Here is a 17,244-nt window from a genome sequence, read left to right as displayed (position 1 = left end):
GCTCCGCGGTCGGGCGGGAGGCGGCGCGTGGCCGCCTGTGGGGTCGGTGCGCGGAGGTCGGGTGCGTGGGAGGTCAGTGGGTCACGGACGCGCCGCTCGCCGCGGCCGCCCGTTCCGCGGCGACCCCGTGCCGGCGGTCGCTGTCGAGTTCCACCCGTTCGTCCTCGGTGAGCCCGCCCCATACGCCATACGGCTCGCGCACCTTCAGCGCGTGCGTGGCGCACTGGCGACGGACCGGGCACCGCATGCAGACTTCCTTGGCCGAAGCCTCCCGGGCGACCCTGGCGGCGCCTCGCTCGCCTTCGGGATGGAAGAACAGTGCGCTGTCGACTCCGCGACAGGCTGCCGACAGCTGCCAGTCCCACAGGTCGGCGTTGGGGCCGGGGAGTCGCGAGAAATCAGCCATGACTCGTCCCTCTTGCTTATCGCGTACGAGTGATCGGTGAGCAGGGATGCCACCTCTGGTCGGACCGTGCAGAACAGTCGTGATCAAGCGATCAGAAGTAGGTGCGACTGTGTCACGAAATGATCAGTTCCAATCCTAATTCCCACTTATGCATCGAATCCCGAAAAAATTACCCAGGGTGGGCTCTGCGGCGGGTGCATCGGGTGAATGTGGGTGATTTGGTGCGAATGGGTGTGGTGTGCGTGGTGGGGCTTTCGGGACCTGGGGCACCGGGGAGTGGGGAGTGGGGGCGGGGCCCGGGTGGTGTGGGTCGGGTGGGTTTCACCCTCGCGTGTCCTTCCGGACGGCCGCCTCGTTGTGGTGGCGGCGGAGCGGAACTCCCCCCGTAACCCTTTCGAGTGATGCTCGTTGGGGTGGGTGAAGCGGTTGGCGACGAGGGCGGTCGGGGCTGGATCCCGAGCCACCGACCCTCGGGGTCGCCGCAAAGGAAACGGTACGTACAGGCGTGGAGGCTCAACGTGACGCGGATCCACTGCGGAGGCCGGCGATGACGACCGTCCTGGTCTGCGACGATTCCCCGCTGGTTCGGGAGACCCTGCGGCGGGCGGTGGCCACGGTCCCCGGCGTCGAGAGGGTGACGACGGCCACGAGTGGCGAGGAGGTACTGCGGCGCTGGGGCGCGGAGCGGTCCGACCTCGTCCTCATGGACGTGCGGATGCCCGGGCTCGGCGGCGTCGAGGCGGTGCGCCGCCTCCTGGCCGGCGACCCCGGCGCACGGGTGATCATGCTGACGATGGCCGAGGACCTGGACGGGGTGGCCCTCGCGGTCGCCGCCGGGGCTCGGGGATATCTGCACAAGGACGCGTCGCGCGCGGAACTGCGCGCGACCGTCTCCCAGGCGCTCGCCGACCCGACGTGGCGGCTGGCGCCCCGGCGGTTGCGCTCGCCCGACATGGGCGTGGCGCCGACCCTGACGGCACGTGAGATCCAGGTGCTCGAGGGCATGAGCCACGGGCGCAGCAACGCCGAGATCGGGCGCGAGCTGTTCCTGTCGGAGGACACGGTCAAGACCCACGCCCGACGCCTGTTCAAGAAGCTGGGCGCGTCCGACCGGGCACACGCGGTCGCGCTGGGATTCCGGTGGGGACTCGTGCGATGACGAACGTCCGCGAGGACCTCCCCGACCGCGAGGGCCCGGGGGTTCGTCCGGGCGGGCACGGTCGGTGGGGACTTGTGCGATGAGGCGGGTGCCGACGGCCCCCGACGGGCGAGGGTCCGTGCGGTGAATGCCGTTGCCCGGGGGGCCGGATGAGTCCCCCGGGTCGGCATGGCCGTGATTCGGTCGCCGATCCCTGCATACTGAATGGCATGGGTGGGACCCCCGAGCGAATGCCGGACGAGTCGTACGAAGCACACGCGCACGCCGACGACGGCATGCGTGCCGTCGTGGTCCGCGCGGTCCAGGGGGACGTGCAGGCGACCGACGAACTGCTCGCCTACGTCCGACCACTGGTGTTGCGCTACTGCCGGGCCCGGCTCGGCCGGGTCTCCGGCGCCGAGCACGCGGCCGACGACGCCGCGCAGGAGGTGTGCCTGGCGGTGCTCTCCGCGCTGCCGCGATATCGCGACGAGGGGCGCCCGTTCGAGGCGTTCGTGTTCGGTATCGCGGCACACAAGGTGGTCGACGTGCAGCGCGCCGCGATGCGCGGCGCGGTGCCCACCTGCGATCTGCCCGAGGCGGTGGACGACCACCCCGGGCCCGAGGACCAGGTGGTGCGGCGCAGCGACGCCGCGCACGCGCGCGCCCTGCTCGGCAGACTGCCCGACAACCTGCGCGAACTGCTCGTGCTGCGGGTCGCGGTCGGGTTGTCCGCCGAGGAGACCGGGCGCGCGATGGGCATGTCGCCCGGCGCGGTGCGGGTCGCCCAACATCGCGCGTTGACCCGCCTGCGGGCGTTGGCGGGCGAGGAGAAGACCGCGTGAGCGGCGGCGGTGTGCGGTTCGGCGGCCGATCCGGCACCGCCGATCTGGGTCTGCTGCGCCAGGACGACGAACTCGTGGAGCAGCTGCGCCGGCGGCGCCCGCTCCCCGTCCAGGACCGGATCGTCGGGTTGTTCGACGCGCTGCTCGCCGAGGTGGACGGCACCGCCGCGAACCGCCGTCGGGTGGTGCCGGACCGATGCTGAGGCCGGCCGGGAATGGTCGGGGCCGGGTGTGCCGTTGTGCTCACCGTCGGCAAGCGGGCTCGAAGCACCGCGCGGGGCCAGTAGCATGAACCCTCAACCCACCCATCCGCTTGCCGAGAGCGCGTTCTCGTCCTACCCGGCTACCCGGGGACCCCGCTCCCCGCAGGGCCGGCGGAGCGGTCCATCGGAATACCTTCGGAAGGTGTCATGAGTCTCACGGCCGACGGCGTACCCGAGAAGTTCGCGATGCTCGGGCTGACGTACGACGATGTCCTGCTGCTGCCGGGCGCGTCCGACGTCGTGCCGAGCGAGGTGGACACCTCCGCCCGGGTCACCCGCAACATCCGCGTCCGCATCCCGCTGCTGTCGTCGGCGATGGACACCGTCACCGAGGCGCGGATGGCGATCGCCATGGCCCGCCAGGGCGGCGTCGGCGTGCTGCACCGCAACCTGTCGGTGGAGGACCAGGCCGCGCAGGCGGACACCGTCAAGCGGTCCGAGGCCGGCATGGTGCTCGACCCGATCACCATCGGCGCCGACGCCACGCTGCAGGAAGTCGACGCGCTGTGCGCGCGGTTCCGGATCAGCGGCGTCCCGGTCACCGACGACAAGGGCCGACTGCTCGGCATCGTCACCAACCGCGACCTGCGCTTCGAGGTCGACCACTCGCGTCGCGTGCGCGACATCATGACCCCGATGCCGCTGGTCACCGGCAAGGTCGGCACCACCGGCGACCAGGCGATGGAACTGCTGCGCCGGCACAAGGTGGAGAAGCTGCCGCTGATCGACGACGCCGGCAAGCTGCACGGCCTGATCACGGTCAAGGACTTCGTCAAGAGCGAGCAGTATCCGAACGCGACCAAGGACGCCGACGGTCGGCTCGTGGTCGGCGCCGCGATCGGCACCGGCGACGACAGCTACCTCCGCGCCCAGGCGCTGGTCGAGGCCGGCGTCGACTTCATCGTGGTGGACAGCGCGCACGGCCACCAGCGCAACGTGCTGGAGATGATCGCCAAGGTCAAGGCGAACACCAAGGTCGACGTCATCGGCGGCAACGTGGCCACCCGCGACGGCGCCCAGGCGCTGATCGACGCGGGCGTGGACGGCGTCAAGGTCGGCGTCGGTCCCGGCTCGATCTGTACCACCCGGGTGATCGCCGGCGTCGGCGCGCCCCAGGTCACCGCGATCTACGAGGCGGCGCAGGCGGCGCGGGCGGCGGGCGTGCCGGTGATCGGCGACGGCGGCCTCCAGTACTCCGGCGACATCGCCAAGGCGATCGCGGCGGGTGCCGACACGGTGATGCTGGGCAGCCTGCTCGCGGGGTGCGAGGAGAGCCCCGGCGACCTGATCTTCATCAACGGCAAGCAGTTCAAGTCCTACCGGGGCATGGGCTCGCTCGGCGCGATGCAGTCGCGCGGCCAGGCCAAGTCCTTCTCCAAGGACCGCTACTTCCAGGACGACGTGCTCTCCGAGGACAAGCTCGTCCCCGAGGGCATCGAGGGCCAGGTGCCCTACCGGGGCCCGCTGTCCGCCGTCGCGCACCAGCTGATCGGCGGCCTGCGCGCGTCGATGGGCTACGCCGGCGCCGCGACCGTGACCGAGCTCCAGGACAAGGGCCGCTTCGTGCGGATCACCTCGGCCGGCCTCAAGGAGTCGCACCCGCACGACATCCACATGACGCAGGAAGCGCCGAACTACCACTCGCGCTGACAGGCGCCGTGGTATCCGTACTACACCGAGGGGCCCCGTCCGTACGCCGGGCGGGGCCCCTCGCCTGCGTACTCGCCCCGTACCCTGGGATACGGGGATTTTCCCAGCCACCGATTCCAGCAGGAGAGGCGCAACGTGACTGAGGTCGAAATCGGCCGGGGCAAGCGTGGCCGGCGTGCCTATCACTTCGACGACGTCGCCATCGTCCCCAGCCGGCGGACCCGGGACCCCGAAGAGGTCTCGATCGCGTGGCAGATCGACGCGTACCGGTTCGAGCTGCCGTTCCTGACCGCGCCGATGGACAGCGTCGTGTCGCCGCAGACCGCGATCGAGGTCGGCCGGATGGGCGGCCTCGGCGTGCTCAACCTCGAAGGGTTGTGGACCCGCTACGAGGACCCCACGCCGCTGATCGAGGAGATCGGCGCGCTCGACGAGGACGCGGCGACCCGGCGGATGCAGGAGATCTACGCCGAGCCGATCAAGGAGGAGCTGATCGGCGCGCGGATCAAGCAGATCCGCGACTCGGGCGTGGTCACCGCCGCGGCGCTGTCGCCGCAGCGCACCGCGCAGTACCACAAGGCCGTGATCGACGCCGGTGTCGACGTGTTCGTCATCCGCGGCACCACCGTCTCGGCGGAGCACGTGTCCGGTCGGGCCGAACCGCTGAACCTCAAGCAGTTCATCTACGACCTCGACGTGCCGGTGATCGTCGGCGGGTGCGCGACCTACCAGGGCGCGCTGCACCTGATGCGCGCCGGCGCGGCCGGCGTCCTGGTCGGCTTCGGCGGCGGCGCGGCGCACACCACCCGCGGCGTGCTCGGCGTCGCGGTGCCGATGGCGACCGCGGTGGCCGACGTCGCCGAGGCGCGGCGGGACTACCTCGACGAGTCGGGCGGCCGCTACGTGCACGTGGTCGCCGACGGCAGCGTGGGCCGCAGCGGCGACATCGCCAAGGCGGTGGCGTGCGGCGCGGACGCGGTGATGATCGGCTCGGCGCTGGCCCGGGCGAGCGACGCCCCCGGCGCCGGCCATCACTGGGGTTCGGAGGCGCACCACCCCGAACTGCCGCGCGGGCGGCGGATGAACCTGGGCGCGGTGGGCACCCTGGAGGAGATCCTGCTCGGTCCCTCGCACGTGTCCGACGGTTCGATGAACCTGTTCGGCGCGCTGCGTCGGGCGATGGCCACCACGGGCTACTCGGAGCTGAAGAAGTTCCAGCAGGTCGAGGTCACGGTCTCGCCCGCGCACTGACCCGAATCCCCGTCCGGCCCCGAACACCCTCGGTGTTCGGGGCCGTTCGTCGTTTCCGGGCGGCTCACGGGCGGCCCGCGGGCGACTCGTTCGCGAGGTGCGCGTGGGACGCGCGGCGCGTGCGGGGTCCGGGCGGCGGGGCAATGGGTACACGCAGGAGGGGCGCGTCGTCGCCGTCCGTGTGGTCCCTTGCGTGATGATCGAGGTCGGAGGTGGCGGATGCGGACCACGGCGATGGGGCCCGGGGAGCGCACGCGGGCGCTGCGGCGGATGGCCGAGCGTGAACTGGACATCGTCGTGGTGGGCGGCGGCGTGGTCGGCGCGGGCACCGCCCTGGACGCGGTCACCCGGGGTCTGTCGGTGGGGCTGGTGGAGGCGCGCGACTGGGCGTCGGGCACCTCCAGCCGCTCCAGCAAGCTGATCCACGGCGGGCTGCGCTACCTGGAGATGCTGGACTTCGCGCTGGTGCGCGAGGCGCTGCGCGAGCGCGGGCTGCTGCTGCGCACGCTGGCGCCGCACCTGGTCAAGCCGGTGCCGTTCCTGTACCCGCTGCGCCATCGCGGCTGGGAACGGCCCTACGTCACCGCCGGGGTGACGCTCTACGACACGATGGCGATGTCGGCCGGTCGGGATCCGGGGCTGCCCCGACATCGGCAGCTGACGCGACGTCAGGCGCTGCGCCTCGCACCGGCGTTGCGCAAGGACGCGCTGGTGGGCGCGGTGCAGTACCACGACGCGCAGGTGGACGACGCGCGGTACACGATGACCCTGGTGCGCACCGCCGCCGGCTACGGCGCGCACGTGGCCTCGCGGGCGACGGTGACCGGGTTCCTGCGCGAGGGCGAGCGGGTGGTCGGGGTGCACGTGCGCGACATGGAGACCGGCGCGACGTACGACGTCCGGGCCGGGCAGGTGGTCAACGCGACCGGGGTGTGGACGGACGAGACCCAGGCCATGGTCGGCGAGCGCGGGCAGTTCCACGTGCGCGCCTCGAAGGGCATCCACCTGGTGGTGCCCAGGGACCGGATCCACTCCTCGACCGGGCTGATCCTGCGCACCGAGAAGAGCGTGCTGTTCGTGATCCCGTGGGGCCGGCACTGGATCGTCGGCACCACCGACACCCGCTGGGACCTGGACAAGGTGCATCCCGCGGCGAGTCGGGCGGACATCGAGTATCTGCTCGACCACGTCAACGAGGTGCTCGCGGTGCCGCTCACCCGCGAGGACGTCGAGGGGGTGTACGCGGGCCTGCGTCCGCTGCTCGCGGGCGAGTCGGACGCCACCTCGCAGTTGTCCCGCGAGCACACCGTGGCGCACCCGGTGCCCGGCCTGGTGGTGGTCGCGGGCGGCAAGTACACGACGTATCGGGTGATGGCCGCGGACGCGGTGGACGCCGCCGTGCACGGCCTGGACCGCAAGGTGCCGCCGAGTTGCACCGCGACGGTGCCGCTGGTGGGCGCGGAGGGGTATCGGGCGCTGTGGAACGCGCGGGCCGCGACGGCGGCGCGCACCGGGCTGCACGTGGCCCGGGTGGAGCACCTGTTGAACCGGTACGGGTCGCTGATCGAGGAGCCGCTGGCGCTGATCGCGGCGGAGCCGGAGTTGGCGTATCCGCTGGACGGCGCGGACGACTATCTGGCCGCCGAGGTGGTGTACGCGTGCACCCACGAGGGCGCGTTGCACCTGGGCGACGTGCTGGACCGCCGGACCCGGGTGTCGATCGAGACCTTCGACCGGGGCGCGCGGGCGGCCCGGGCCTGCGGTGCCTTGATGGCCCGGGTGCTGGGTTGGGAGGAGGACCGGTCGCGGCGGGAGGTGGACTACTACCTGAAGCGGATCGAGGCGGAGCGGTCCTCGCAGGAGCAGATGGACGATCACACGGCGGACGCGGTGCGGCTCGGAGCGGAGGACATCGTCCCCGGCTGAGGCCCGCGGCGGTACCCGAGCCCGGCGGTTGATCCGGGGTGTCGCGGGCACCTTCCCGGGCGTCGTCACGTTCCATCGATAGGCCGGTCAGGTGTCGTCGGCGAGGTTCGTTCGCGAACCGGTGGACCCCGCGCGCCGCCGGACAGGAGTATGGGAAGGCAACCACCCGATCGCGCGGCGGGACCGCGGCTGTATGGGGAGCGAGAGACTTGACCGACCCGGAAGCGCCCGAGCGTCTGCTGGCGGGGCGATACCGCCTGGGTGATCAGCTGGGCCGGGGCGGGATGGGCACCGTGTGGCGGGCGGTGGACACCATGTTGGACCGCGACGTGGCGGTCAAGGAGATGCGGCTGCCCCGCTACGAGGACGACGACGAACGCGGCACGCTGAGCGCGCGGATGTTGCGCGAGGCGCGGGCGGCGGCCCGGATCGATCACCCGAACGTGGTGACCATCTTCGACGTCGCCGAGCAGGACGAGCGGCCCTGGATCGTGATGGAACTGGTCCGCGGGCTCTCCCTGGCCCAGGAGTTGGACAAGGAGGGGCCGATCCCGCCCGAGCAGGTCGCCGAATTGGGCCTGCTTCTGCTCGCCGCGCTGGAGGCCGCGCACGAGGTCGGCGTGCTGCACCGCGACGTCAAGCCCGCCAACGTGCTCCTGGCCCGCAACGGCCGGGTGGTGCTCACCGACTTCGGGGTCGCCTCGGTCGAGGACAGCGCCACGCTCACCCAGGCCGGCGCGATGGTCGGCTCGCCCGAATACCTGGCGCCGGAGCAGATCGCGGGCGAGCCGCCCGGGCCGTCCGCCGACCTGTGGTCGCTCGGTGCGACGCTGTTCGAGGCGGTCGAGGGTCGACCGGCGTTTCGCCGCAACACGCACGCGGCCACCCTCGGCGCGGTGGCCGCGGGCCGCTTCCCGGAGATCTTCCTGGCCGGCCCGCTGACCCCGGTGCTGAAGGCGCTGCTGGTCAAGGATCCGGCCCGGCGCGGCTCGGTCGCCCAGGTGCGCGAACTGCTCCTGGAGATCGTCGAGCAGATGCCGACCGCGGCCGGCGGATCGACCTCCGAGCGTTTCGTGCCGGACCGGACCCGGCCCGGCGCGGTGCGGCGGCACGGGGTGCGGGTGACCGGACATCCGCACACCCCGCTGCGCCCCGGGACGCCGCGGGCGCCGGGCACGCCGCGGCCGCCGGCCCGGGCGGGCGCGGGCACCCGGGGCGGTGCCCGGGGAAGCCTGGACGAGACCTCCACCAACGTGCGCCTGCCCCGCGAGGGCGGCGCGTTCCGGGCCCGCTACCGGCGCTGGCCGCGCTGGTGGTTCCGGCACTGGACGACCATCCTGACCTCGGTCGGCATCGCCACCGCCGCCGGCGCGCGCTGGCTGGCCGCGTTCGGCAACTGGACCGGGATGTACACGATCGTGCTGCTCGCGCTCGCGCTGAGCGTGTGGCTGGTGTTGCCGCACCGGCGGATCTCCCGGTCGGTACCGGTCGCGATGTTGCTCGGGGTGATCGCCGGCGGCGCGCTGGAGGCGGCGAAGATCAATCCGAATCCGATCATCGTCGGCGCGCTGATCGGCGGTTGCCTGGTGGTCGGCCCGCTCGTGGACAACAAGGTGATACCGCGACTGCGCCGGCGGCGCCGCACCGATCTGGGCTTCGCGCTGCCCGTGCCGGAGGGCTGGACCTGTACGGACAGCCAGAGCGGGCTGACGGTGACCGACCCGGACCGGCTGATCTCGGTCACCGTCACCGTCGACCGGGGCATCGTGATGGCCCCGGAGGAGTCGGTCGCGCACCGCGAGCACGGCAGCGTCGGCGGCCGGGAGCGGCTGGACGGCGAGGACTACGAGCGGCTGCTCCTGCAGGCCATCGACTACCGGGGCCACGAGGCCGCGGAGTGGGAGTACGTCTGGCGCGGCCAGGACCTGACCACCTACCACGGCAAGGACCTGGTCGTGCGCACCACGTCCGGCCTGCGCTACTGGCTGACCGTGCGCGGTCGCGACGACCTGTGGGGCACGGCCGGCGCCTATTACGAGCACGCCCGCCGTCACCTGTCGATCGCCGGCTGACCGGGCCCGGAAGACGATCCGGTCGGGGGCGGCGATGAGTGGGCGCGTACTCGCGGGGCGGTACCTGTTGACGGAGGTGCTGGGGCAGGGCGGCATGGGGGTGGTGTGGCGGGCCCACGATCCGGAGATCGGGCGGGACGTGGCGATCAAGGAGTTGCGGCTGCCCGACTGGCTCGAAGCCGACGAGGTGGCCCGGCGCTCGGCGCGGATGCAGCGCGAGGTGCGGGCCGCGGGGCGGGTCCGGCACCCGAACGTGGTCACCGTGTTCGACATCGTGGTCGAGGACGGCCGGCCGTGGATCGTGATGCAGCTGCTCCCGGGTCGGCCGCTCACCGCGCTGATCGCCGAGGGCGCGATGGCGCCGGAGCGGGTGGCGCGGATCGGCGCGCGCATGCTCGCGGGGCTGGCCGCCGTGCACCGGGTCTTCATCGAGCACCGGGACGTCAAGCCCGCCAACGTGATCGTGGACGAGGAGGACGGCGTGGTGCTCACCGACTTCGGCATCGCGACGCACCCGGACGCGCCCGCGGTCACCGAGACCGGCGCGACCGCCGGCACCCCGGAGTACATGGCGCCGGAGCGCGCGAGCGGGCGGCCGTCCGGGGCGCCGGCCGACCTGTGGTCGTTGGGCGTGACGTTGTACGAGATGGTCGAGGGATTCTCGCCGTTCCGCCGGGACAACCCGCTGGCCACGCTGCAGGCCGTGGCGCTGGGCAGGTGCCCGCCGCCCACCCACGCCGGGCCGCTGGCCGAGGCGGTGCTCGGGCTGCTCACCCCGGATCCGGTCGCGCGGATGACGGCGGCGGACGCGGCCGCGCTGCTGGCCGCGGCGAGCGCGGGGGGAGCGGGGCAGCGGTGCGCGACCGGCACGCCCGTCCCGCGCCCCCACCTCGCCCCCACCGACGCGCCCGGGTGGCCCGACCCGACCGGGACACCCGAGTCGTCGCCGTCGCCGGCCTCGGTCCTCGGCGTCGATCCGGCCGCGGCCCCCGGCCCAGCGCCCCCGCAGCCGCCCCCCGACCCCGCACCACCACAACGCCCCACCCCGCCGGGGTCGCCGGCATCGCCCGAGTGCCCCACCCCGCCGGGGTTGCCCGCCCCGCCCGGGTCGCTCGCCCCGCCCGAGTCGCCCGTGCTGCCGGGGTCGCCTGCGCCGCCCGGGTCGCCTGCGCCGCCGGGGTCGCTCGCGCTGCCGGGGTCGCTCGTCCCGCCCGGGTCGCCTGCACCGCCCGAGTCGTTCGCCCCGCCCGGGTCGCCCGTGGCGCCGGGGTCGCCTGCACCGCCCGGGTCGCCCGTGGTGCCGGGGTCGCCTGCGCCGCCCGTTCCGCTCGGGTCGGCCGCGCCGCCGGGCTCGCCCGCGCTGCCCGGGTCGCCTGCGCCGCCGGGGTCGCTCGTCCCGCCCGAGTCGCCCACGCCGCCGGGGTCGCCTGCGCTGCTGGGGTCGCTCGCGCTGCCGGGGTCGCTCGTCCCGCCCGGGTCGCCTGCACCGCCCGAGTCGTTCGCCCCGCCCGGGTCGCCCGTGCTGACGGGGTCGCCTGCGCAGCCCGTTCCGCTCGGGTCGGTCGCGCCGCCTGCGCCGCCGGGGTCGGTCGCGCCGTCCGCGTCGGCCGTGCCGTTGGAGGTGTCGGCGCCGTTCGGGTCGGTCCCGTCCGGAAGGCCCGCGTCGGCCGTGGCCTCGGAGTGGTCCGCGGTCGGTCGGTCGCCGGGGCGGTCGCTTGTCGTGGTCGGCACGCTGACGGCGGGGGCGTTGCTCGCGGTGGCCGGGGTGATCATCGGTGTGCTGGTGGAGCGGGCCGACCACCGGGGCGCGGTGTCGGCGACCGGGTCACCCGCGGTCGGGGCGACCGCCTTCGGCCCGACCGCCCCCGGCCCGTTCGGGTCGTCGGGCGGCGGTTTCCGGCGGGTCACCGCGCGCGGCGCGTTCACCGTCTTGGTGCCCGCCGACTGGACCGTGCGCGACGCGGCCGGCGAGCGGGTCTACTACCGCTCGCCGGACGACCTGTTCCGCCTCGGCGTGCGCCCGGACGCGTCCGACGCGCACGGCGATCCGTGCGGGGAATTGGCCACACAGGCATCCAAGGGCCTGGGACCGGGCACCTTCATCGGAAACGGAACGGACTATCACCAGATCCGCCTGCTCTGCACGACCGTGCACGGACAGGTCGCCGGGCTCTGGGAGTTCACCTGGAACGACCGGGGCGCGGTGCGCCGATCGATCAACATGCGCTTCGTCGAGGACGGCCGGACCTGGGACTTCTGGGTCTCCGGCCCCGACGCCGGTTCGCCGCTGGTGCGTTCGGCGTTCGACGCGGCGCGGGAGAGTTTCACGCCGGGCGGCTGAGCCCGGCCGGAGCGGAACCTTCGGCACCCGCCGGACGTCCTATACGTGACGCCAAAGACGCGCCGACGGGGCGGATCGGTGGTGTCCACGGTCTTGGGGAGGACCACGTGGCACACGACAGCGGCTCGCACGGCCGCCTGGTGGATGGGCGTTATCGCCTGGGCGAGCCGCTCGGTCGGGGCGGCATGGGCACGGTGTGGCTCGCCTTCGACGAGCTGCTGCGCCGGGACGTCGCGGTCAAGGAGGTCCGGATCCCGGACGACCTGGACGAGATGGAGACCCAGGGGCGCTGTGAGCGGGCGCTGCGCGAGGCCCGTGCGGCGGCCCGGATCACCCACCCGAACGTGGTCACCATCTTCGACGTCGCCGAGGACGACGGGCGTCCGTGGATCGTGATGGAGCTGGTCCGCGCGCCCTCGCTCACCGACGTGCTCGACGAGGGCCGGATGGCCCCGCACGAGGCGGCCGAGGTCGGCCTGGCGGTGCTCGCCGCGCTGCGCGCCGCCCGCGCTGCCGACGTCCTGCACCGCGACGTGAAGCCCAGCAACATCCTGATGGCGCCCGGCGGCCGGATCGTGCTGACCGACTTCGGCATCGCCACCGTGGCCGGCTCCGTCACCCTCACCGCGACCGGGATGCTGGTCGGCTCGCCCGAATACCTGGCGCCGGAGCGGGTGCTCGGGCGTCGGCCCGGCCCGGCCTCCGACCTGTGGTCGCTCGGGGTGACCCTGTACCAGGCGGTGGAGGGTTTCTCGCCGTTTCGCCGGTCGGGCGCGATGGACACGCTCAGCGCGGTGCTCACCGACGAGCCCGCGCCGCCCCGGCAGTCCGGCGCGTTGTGGCCCGCCATCGAGGCGCTGCTGCGCAAGGACCCGCTGGAGCGCGCCGACGAGGACACCACCGAACGACTCCTGACCGCCGCGCTGGTCGGCGTCGAACCGCTTCCCGAGGACGCGTGGAACGCGGCCGGCCCGATTCCGCCGGGCACCGCGACCGTCGAGGACCCGGGCGGCGTCCGCGGCGCCACCCGCTCGTCCTGGCAGCCGGCCCCGCCGCCGACCCCGCAGACCCCGTCGACGCCGGTGCCGATGCCGCAGCCCGGACCCGAGCCGGACTGGCGGCAGCAGCCGCCGGCCGCCCCGGCACCGCCGTTCGGCGCGGCCGCTTCCGCCGATCCGGGCGGTCCCGGCGGCGGCTACCCGGCGACCGGCGCGCACGCCTGGTCGCCCACCGACGCGGTGCACGGCTCGGCCACCGCCGACGACCGGGTCAACCCGGTGCTGATCGGCCCGGCCGGCGGCCCCTCCGGGGACGCGTCGGCGGCCGACGCCGCCACGAGGAAGAAGCGCCGCAAGGCCGTCGTCTTCGGCACCATGGTCGCCGCCGCGGTGGCCGCGCTGGCGATCTTCGTGCCGAACGCGCTGGGCGGGCAGGACGGTGGCGGAGCCGGCGACCGCGACTCGGGCGACATGAAGATCGCCAACACGCAGCCCGTCGGCTCGGGCGCCGCGAACCCGCCGGGGAGCGGGACCCGCAACGACATGCTGCACGCCACCGGCTCCTCGACCGGTTCCGGGAACAACAAGGACGGCGGCACCTCGGGCAGCGGCAGCCAGGGATCCGGGTCGACCCGCACCTCGCGGCCGACGAACACGGAGACCTGGACCACCCGCCCGCCCACGACGCGCCCGCCCACCACCAGGCCGCCGACCACGAGCAGGCCGCCGACGACCACCACGACCACCCGCCCGCCGATCACCGACCCGCCGCCCAGCCACGCGGGGACGGCGACCTGATCGGATTCGCTCCCACCCGATCGAGTACCGGCCGCGGGTCGCCCGCGGCCGGAAAACCCCACGTCACGGCCGTCACGGGGACCGCCGGCGGGGTGCGGGAGGCGGGCCCGGAACGGTCCGGCCGGCGGATCCGCTCGCCGAACCCCGGGGAGTCGCATCTAATGTGGCGGGTTGCAGACCGAAGATGGCCGGCGGGACAGCCGGCCGATGCGGGGAGGGTACGTGGCACAGACCGGGGGCACGCGCGGTCGGGTGGTCGGCGGGCGTTACCGGTTGGGCACCATGCTCGGCCGAGGCGGCATGGGCACGGTGTGGCGTGCCGTGGACGAGATGCTGCACCGCGACGTCGCGATCAAGGAGCTGCGGCTGCCCGACCACCTCGACGACGAGGAGAAGGAGCTCGCCCGCGAACGCACGATGCGCGAGGCCCGCACGGCCGCCCGGATCGGGCACCCGAATGTGGTCACCATCCACGACGTGGTCGAGGACGGCGGCATCCCGTGGATCGTGATGGAGCTGGTCGAGGCCCAGTCGCTCGCCGAGATCCTGGAGACGCAGGGCACGCTGACCCCGGCGGACGCCGCCGAACTGGGCCTGAAAGTGCTCGACGCGCTGCTCGCCGCCGATCAGAAGGGTGTGCTGCACCGCGACGTCAAACCCGCGAACATCCTGGTCACCCCGCACGGGCGGGTGGTGTTGACCGACTTCGGGATCGCCACCGCGACCGGTACCGCGACGCTCACCACCACCGGCATGCTGGTCGGCTCGCCGGACTTCCTGTCGCCGGAGCGGGCCGAGGGCAAACGCCCGCTGCTCGCCGCCGACCTGTGGTCGCTCGCCGTGGTGCTGTACATGGCGGTCGAGGGACGCAACCCGTTCCGCCGGGGCACGATGATCAGCACGCTGAACGCGATCCTGAACGACGAGGCCGACCCGCCCCGGCACGCGGGCGGGCTCGAGCCGGTGATCGCGGGCTGGCTGGTCAAGGACGTCGACCTGCGGATGGGCGTGGAGGACGGCGCCCGGATCCTGCGCGAGGTGGCGAACTCGACGCCGTCGCGGCAGTACGGCGCGGTCCCGCCACCGCCGACCCCGGTCGCCGACCCCGGCGCGCCGACCACCCCGGCCCAGCCGTACGACCCGCACGGGCGCGCGCAGGCCGGCCACGACACGGGCGCCACCGGACACCCGGGCGGCAACACGCCGCCGAACTCCTGGTCGCAACCGGCCTACTCGCCCGCCGAGGCGTCGCCGACCCGTACCGGCGTACCCCCGCAACCGCCGCACATCCCGCACATCCCGCACACCCCCGCGCCGCCGCACCAGCCGACCCCCGAGCCGCGCCGCCGCGGCCGGATCGTCGCGGTCGTGGCGCTCGTGGTCGCGCTGATCGCGGGCGGCGCCGCGGTGGGGTTCCTGGTCACCCGGGACGACGACAAGGGCGACAACGCGAAGCCGAACCCGGGCAACTCCGAGCAGGCGACGACGCCGCCGACCCAGCCGTCGGCGAGCGGCGTTCCCCCCACCTCGCCGCCGTCCGCCTCCGCGCCGAACGGGTCGGTCCCGCCCGCCGGCTACGAACTGGTCAAGGACCCGCTCGGGTTCTCGCTGTTCCTGCCCGCGGGCGCCGCCAAGTCCCGCTCGGTCTTCGGCGCCAACAAGGACCAGATCAAGTACGTGACGGCCGATCGCAAGACCGCCTACCTGATCGGCGCGACGCCGGTCGGCCACGACCCCCTGGGCAACTTCGAGCAGGTCGTCGAGGCGACCGCGAAGACGAAGCCCGCCTACAAGCGGCTCCAACTCCGGGACTACACCCCGCTTCCGCCGGGAGCGCGCAAGGCCGCGATGTGGGAGTACACCTTCGACGGCGACCCGATCAACGGCGACGGCTCGGGCAATCGGGTGCCCAGCCACGTGATGAACCTGGGTGTCGTGACCACCGGCAACGTGGACTACGCGCTGTATGTGGCGTCGTACCAGAGCGACTGGGAACCGCTCTCGCGGGAGCGCTTCGACAAGATGACGGAGTCCTTCCAGGGCAAGTGACACGCGAGTCCGAGACTCGTCCCGGGGTACGGTCCGAGGGAACCCAGCCACCCCGGAGGTACACCAGTGAGCACGCAGCACCCCCAAGACGTCGCGACCGTCGACGTCGACGTGATCGTCCTGGGTCTCGGCGTCGGCGGTGAGGCCGTCGCCGGGAACCTCGCCTCGGCCGGACTGGACGTGGTGGGCGTCGAGGACGGCCTCGTCGGCGGCGAGTGTCCGTACTGGGGCTGCATCCCGTCGAAGGCGATGGTGTACGCGGCGGCCCGGGCCCGCACCGAGGAGCACCCCGACTGGGCGCCGCTCGCCGCGCGGATCCGCGAGTTGACCGCCGACTGGGACGACACGGCGGCCGTGGACCGGCTGGTCGACAAGGGCATGACCTTCGTGCGCGGCGCCGGCCGGATCACCGGCGTGGACACCGTCGAGGCGACCGGCCCCGACGGGGTGCGGCGCTTCCGGGCCCGGCACGCGATCGTGGTCGGCACCGGCACCAGGGCCTTCGTCCCGCCGATCGAGGGCCTGGCGGGCACCCCGCTGTGGACCAACCGCGAGGCGATCGAGGCCGACGAGGCGCCGAGTTCGCTCGCGGTGCTCGGCGGCGGCGCGATCGGCCTCGAACTCGCCCAGGTGTTCACCCGATTCGGCACCCGGGTGACGATCGTGGAGAACGGCGAGCGGGTGTTGGCCGTCGAGGAACCGGAATCCTCCGACCTGGCCGCATGGGCGCTGGGCGAGGACGGCGTCGAGATCCACCTGGGCGCGCGGGCCGAGCGGGTCGCGCACGACGGGAAGGCGTTCACCGTCGAACTCTCCGACGGGCGCTCGATCGAGGCGGAGAAGCTGCTCGTGGCCACCGGCCGCCGGGTGGACCTGCCCGGACTCGGCGCCGAGGCGCTGGGCGTCGACCCGCACGCGCACGCGCTGCCGGTGGACGGGCAGTTGCGGGTGCAGCCCGGCGGCGCGGCGCCCGCGGTCTGGGCGGTCGGCGACGTGACCGGGCAGGGCGCGTTCACCCACGTGGCGATGTACCAGTCGGCCATCGTGACCAAGGCGGTCCTGCACGCGGCCGGTCGGGGCACCGCCGGACCCGACGCGGACCACAGCGCGCTGCCGCGCGTGACGTTCGTCGACCCGGAGATCGGCGCGGTCGGCCTGACCGAGCACCAGGCCCGCACCGCCGGGCTCTCGGTGCGCATCGGCCACGCGGACCTGGCCGCCTCCTCGCGCGGACACATCACCGGCGCGCGCGGCTTCGTGAAGGTGATCGAGGACGTCGACCGGGGCGTGCTGGTCGGCGCGACCACCGCCGGTCCGGCCGGCGGCGAGATCCTGGGCGCGCTGGTGGTGGCCGTGCGCGCGGCGGTCCCGGTGGCCACGCTGCGGAACATGATGTACGCGTATCCCACGTATCACCGCACCATCGAGTCGGCGCTGGCCGACCTCGACACGGACTGAATCGGGCCCGGGAACGGCGCGCGGACGGGTCGTGTCCGTTCGCGCGCCG

The 17,244-nt window shown here is 73.7% G+C and carries 12 protein-coding genes; 11 read left to right on the top strand and 1 reads right to left on the bottom strand.

Annotation, left to right across the window (positions count from 1 at the left end; all coding sequences use genetic code 11):
- Positions 1-73: 73 nt before the first annotated feature.
- A complete protein-coding gene (locus EMA17_RS15510; protein WP_078975691.1) occupies positions 74-406 on the bottom strand; it encodes a WhiB family transcriptional regulator in 333 nt (110 codons plus the stop codon).
- Between the two features lie 547 nt (positions 407-953).
- Here EMA17_RS15510 and EMA17_RS15505 point away from each other — a divergent pair.
- The 11 genes from EMA17_RS15505 to EMA17_RS15455 all read left to right on the top strand — a co-directional run bounded on the left by EMA17_RS15505 (position 954) and on the right by EMA17_RS15455 (position 17,195).
- Positions 954-1,565 (top strand): response regulator transcription factor, encoded by a 612-nt coding sequence (locus tag EMA17_RS15505; protein ID WP_020549179.1) that lies wholly within the window; start codon positions 954-956, stop codon positions 1,563-1,565.
- Positions 1,566-1,795: 230 nt separating this feature from the next.
- Complete coding sequence (gene shbA, locus EMA17_RS15500) at positions 1,796-2,389, top strand: RNA polymerase sigma factor ShbA (protein WP_078979276.1); 594 nt, start codon at positions 1,796-1,798, stop codon at positions 2,387-2,389.
- Entirely contained in the window at positions 2,386-2,592 is a 207-nt protein-coding gene (locus EMA17_RS15495) for a hypothetical protein (RefSeq protein WP_078975690.1), read from the top strand. Before shbA ends, EMA17_RS15495 begins: the two co-directional genes overlap by 4 nt.
- Before the next feature lie 207 nt (positions 2,593-2,799).
- Positions 2,800-4,302: an IMP dehydrogenase gene (gene guaB / locus EMA17_RS15490; protein ID WP_126637559.1), complete on the top strand. Its 1,503-nt coding sequence runs from the start codon at positions 2,800-2,802 to the stop codon at positions 4,300-4,302.
- A gap of 135 nt (positions 4,303-4,437) precedes the next feature.
- Positions 4,438-5,553: a GuaB3 family IMP dehydrogenase-related protein gene (locus EMA17_RS15485; protein ID WP_078975688.1), complete on the top strand. Its 1,116-nt coding sequence runs from the start codon at positions 4,438-4,440 to the stop codon at positions 5,551-5,553.
- A 219-nt stretch (positions 5,554-5,772) separates the two neighbouring features.
- Positions 5,773-7,479: a glycerol-3-phosphate dehydrogenase/oxidase gene (locus tag EMA17_RS15480; protein WP_126637558.1), complete on the top strand. Its 1,707-nt coding sequence runs from the start codon at positions 5,773-5,775 to the stop codon at positions 7,477-7,479.
- Positions 7,480-7,688: 209 nt separating this feature from the next.
- A complete protein-coding gene (locus EMA17_RS15475) occupies positions 7,689-9,551 on the top strand; it encodes a serine/threonine-protein kinase (RefSeq protein ID WP_126637557.1) in 1,863 nt (620 codons plus the stop codon).
- Positions 9,552-9,585: 34 nt separating this feature from the next.
- On the top strand, positions 9,586-11,892 hold the full coding sequence (locus EMA17_RS15470) for a serine/threonine-protein kinase (protein ID WP_126637556.1): 2,307 nt from the start codon (positions 9,586-9,588) through the stop codon (positions 11,890-11,892).
- A 107-nt stretch (positions 11,893-11,999) separates the two neighbouring features.
- Complete coding sequence (locus EMA17_RS54070) at positions 12,000-13,688, top strand: serine/threonine-protein kinase (protein WP_246126679.1); 1,689 nt, start codon at positions 12,000-12,002, stop codon at positions 13,686-13,688.
- A 222-nt stretch (positions 13,689-13,910) separates the two neighbouring features.
- Positions 13,911-15,737 carry a serine/threonine-protein kinase gene (locus EMA17_RS53295; RefSeq protein WP_218042836.1) on the top strand — a complete coding sequence of 609 codons (1,827 nt, stop codon included), beginning with the start codon at positions 13,911-13,913 and terminating at the stop codon, positions 15,735-15,737.
- Between the two features lie 66 nt (positions 15,738-15,803).
- Complete coding sequence (locus EMA17_RS15455; RefSeq protein ID WP_126637554.1) at positions 15,804-17,195, top strand: dihydrolipoyl dehydrogenase family protein; 1,392 nt, start codon at positions 15,804-15,806, stop codon at positions 17,193-17,195.
- Positions 17,196-17,244: the final 49 nt, after the last annotated feature.

This window comes from Embleya hyalina (genome assembly GCF_003967355.1).
Taxonomy (GTDB): domain Bacteria; phylum Actinomycetota; class Actinomycetes; order Streptomycetales; family Streptomycetaceae; genus Embleya; species Embleya hyalina.
Note: the sequence above shows the minus strand (reverse complement) of the source record. Positions and strands in the feature narration are given on the sequence as shown.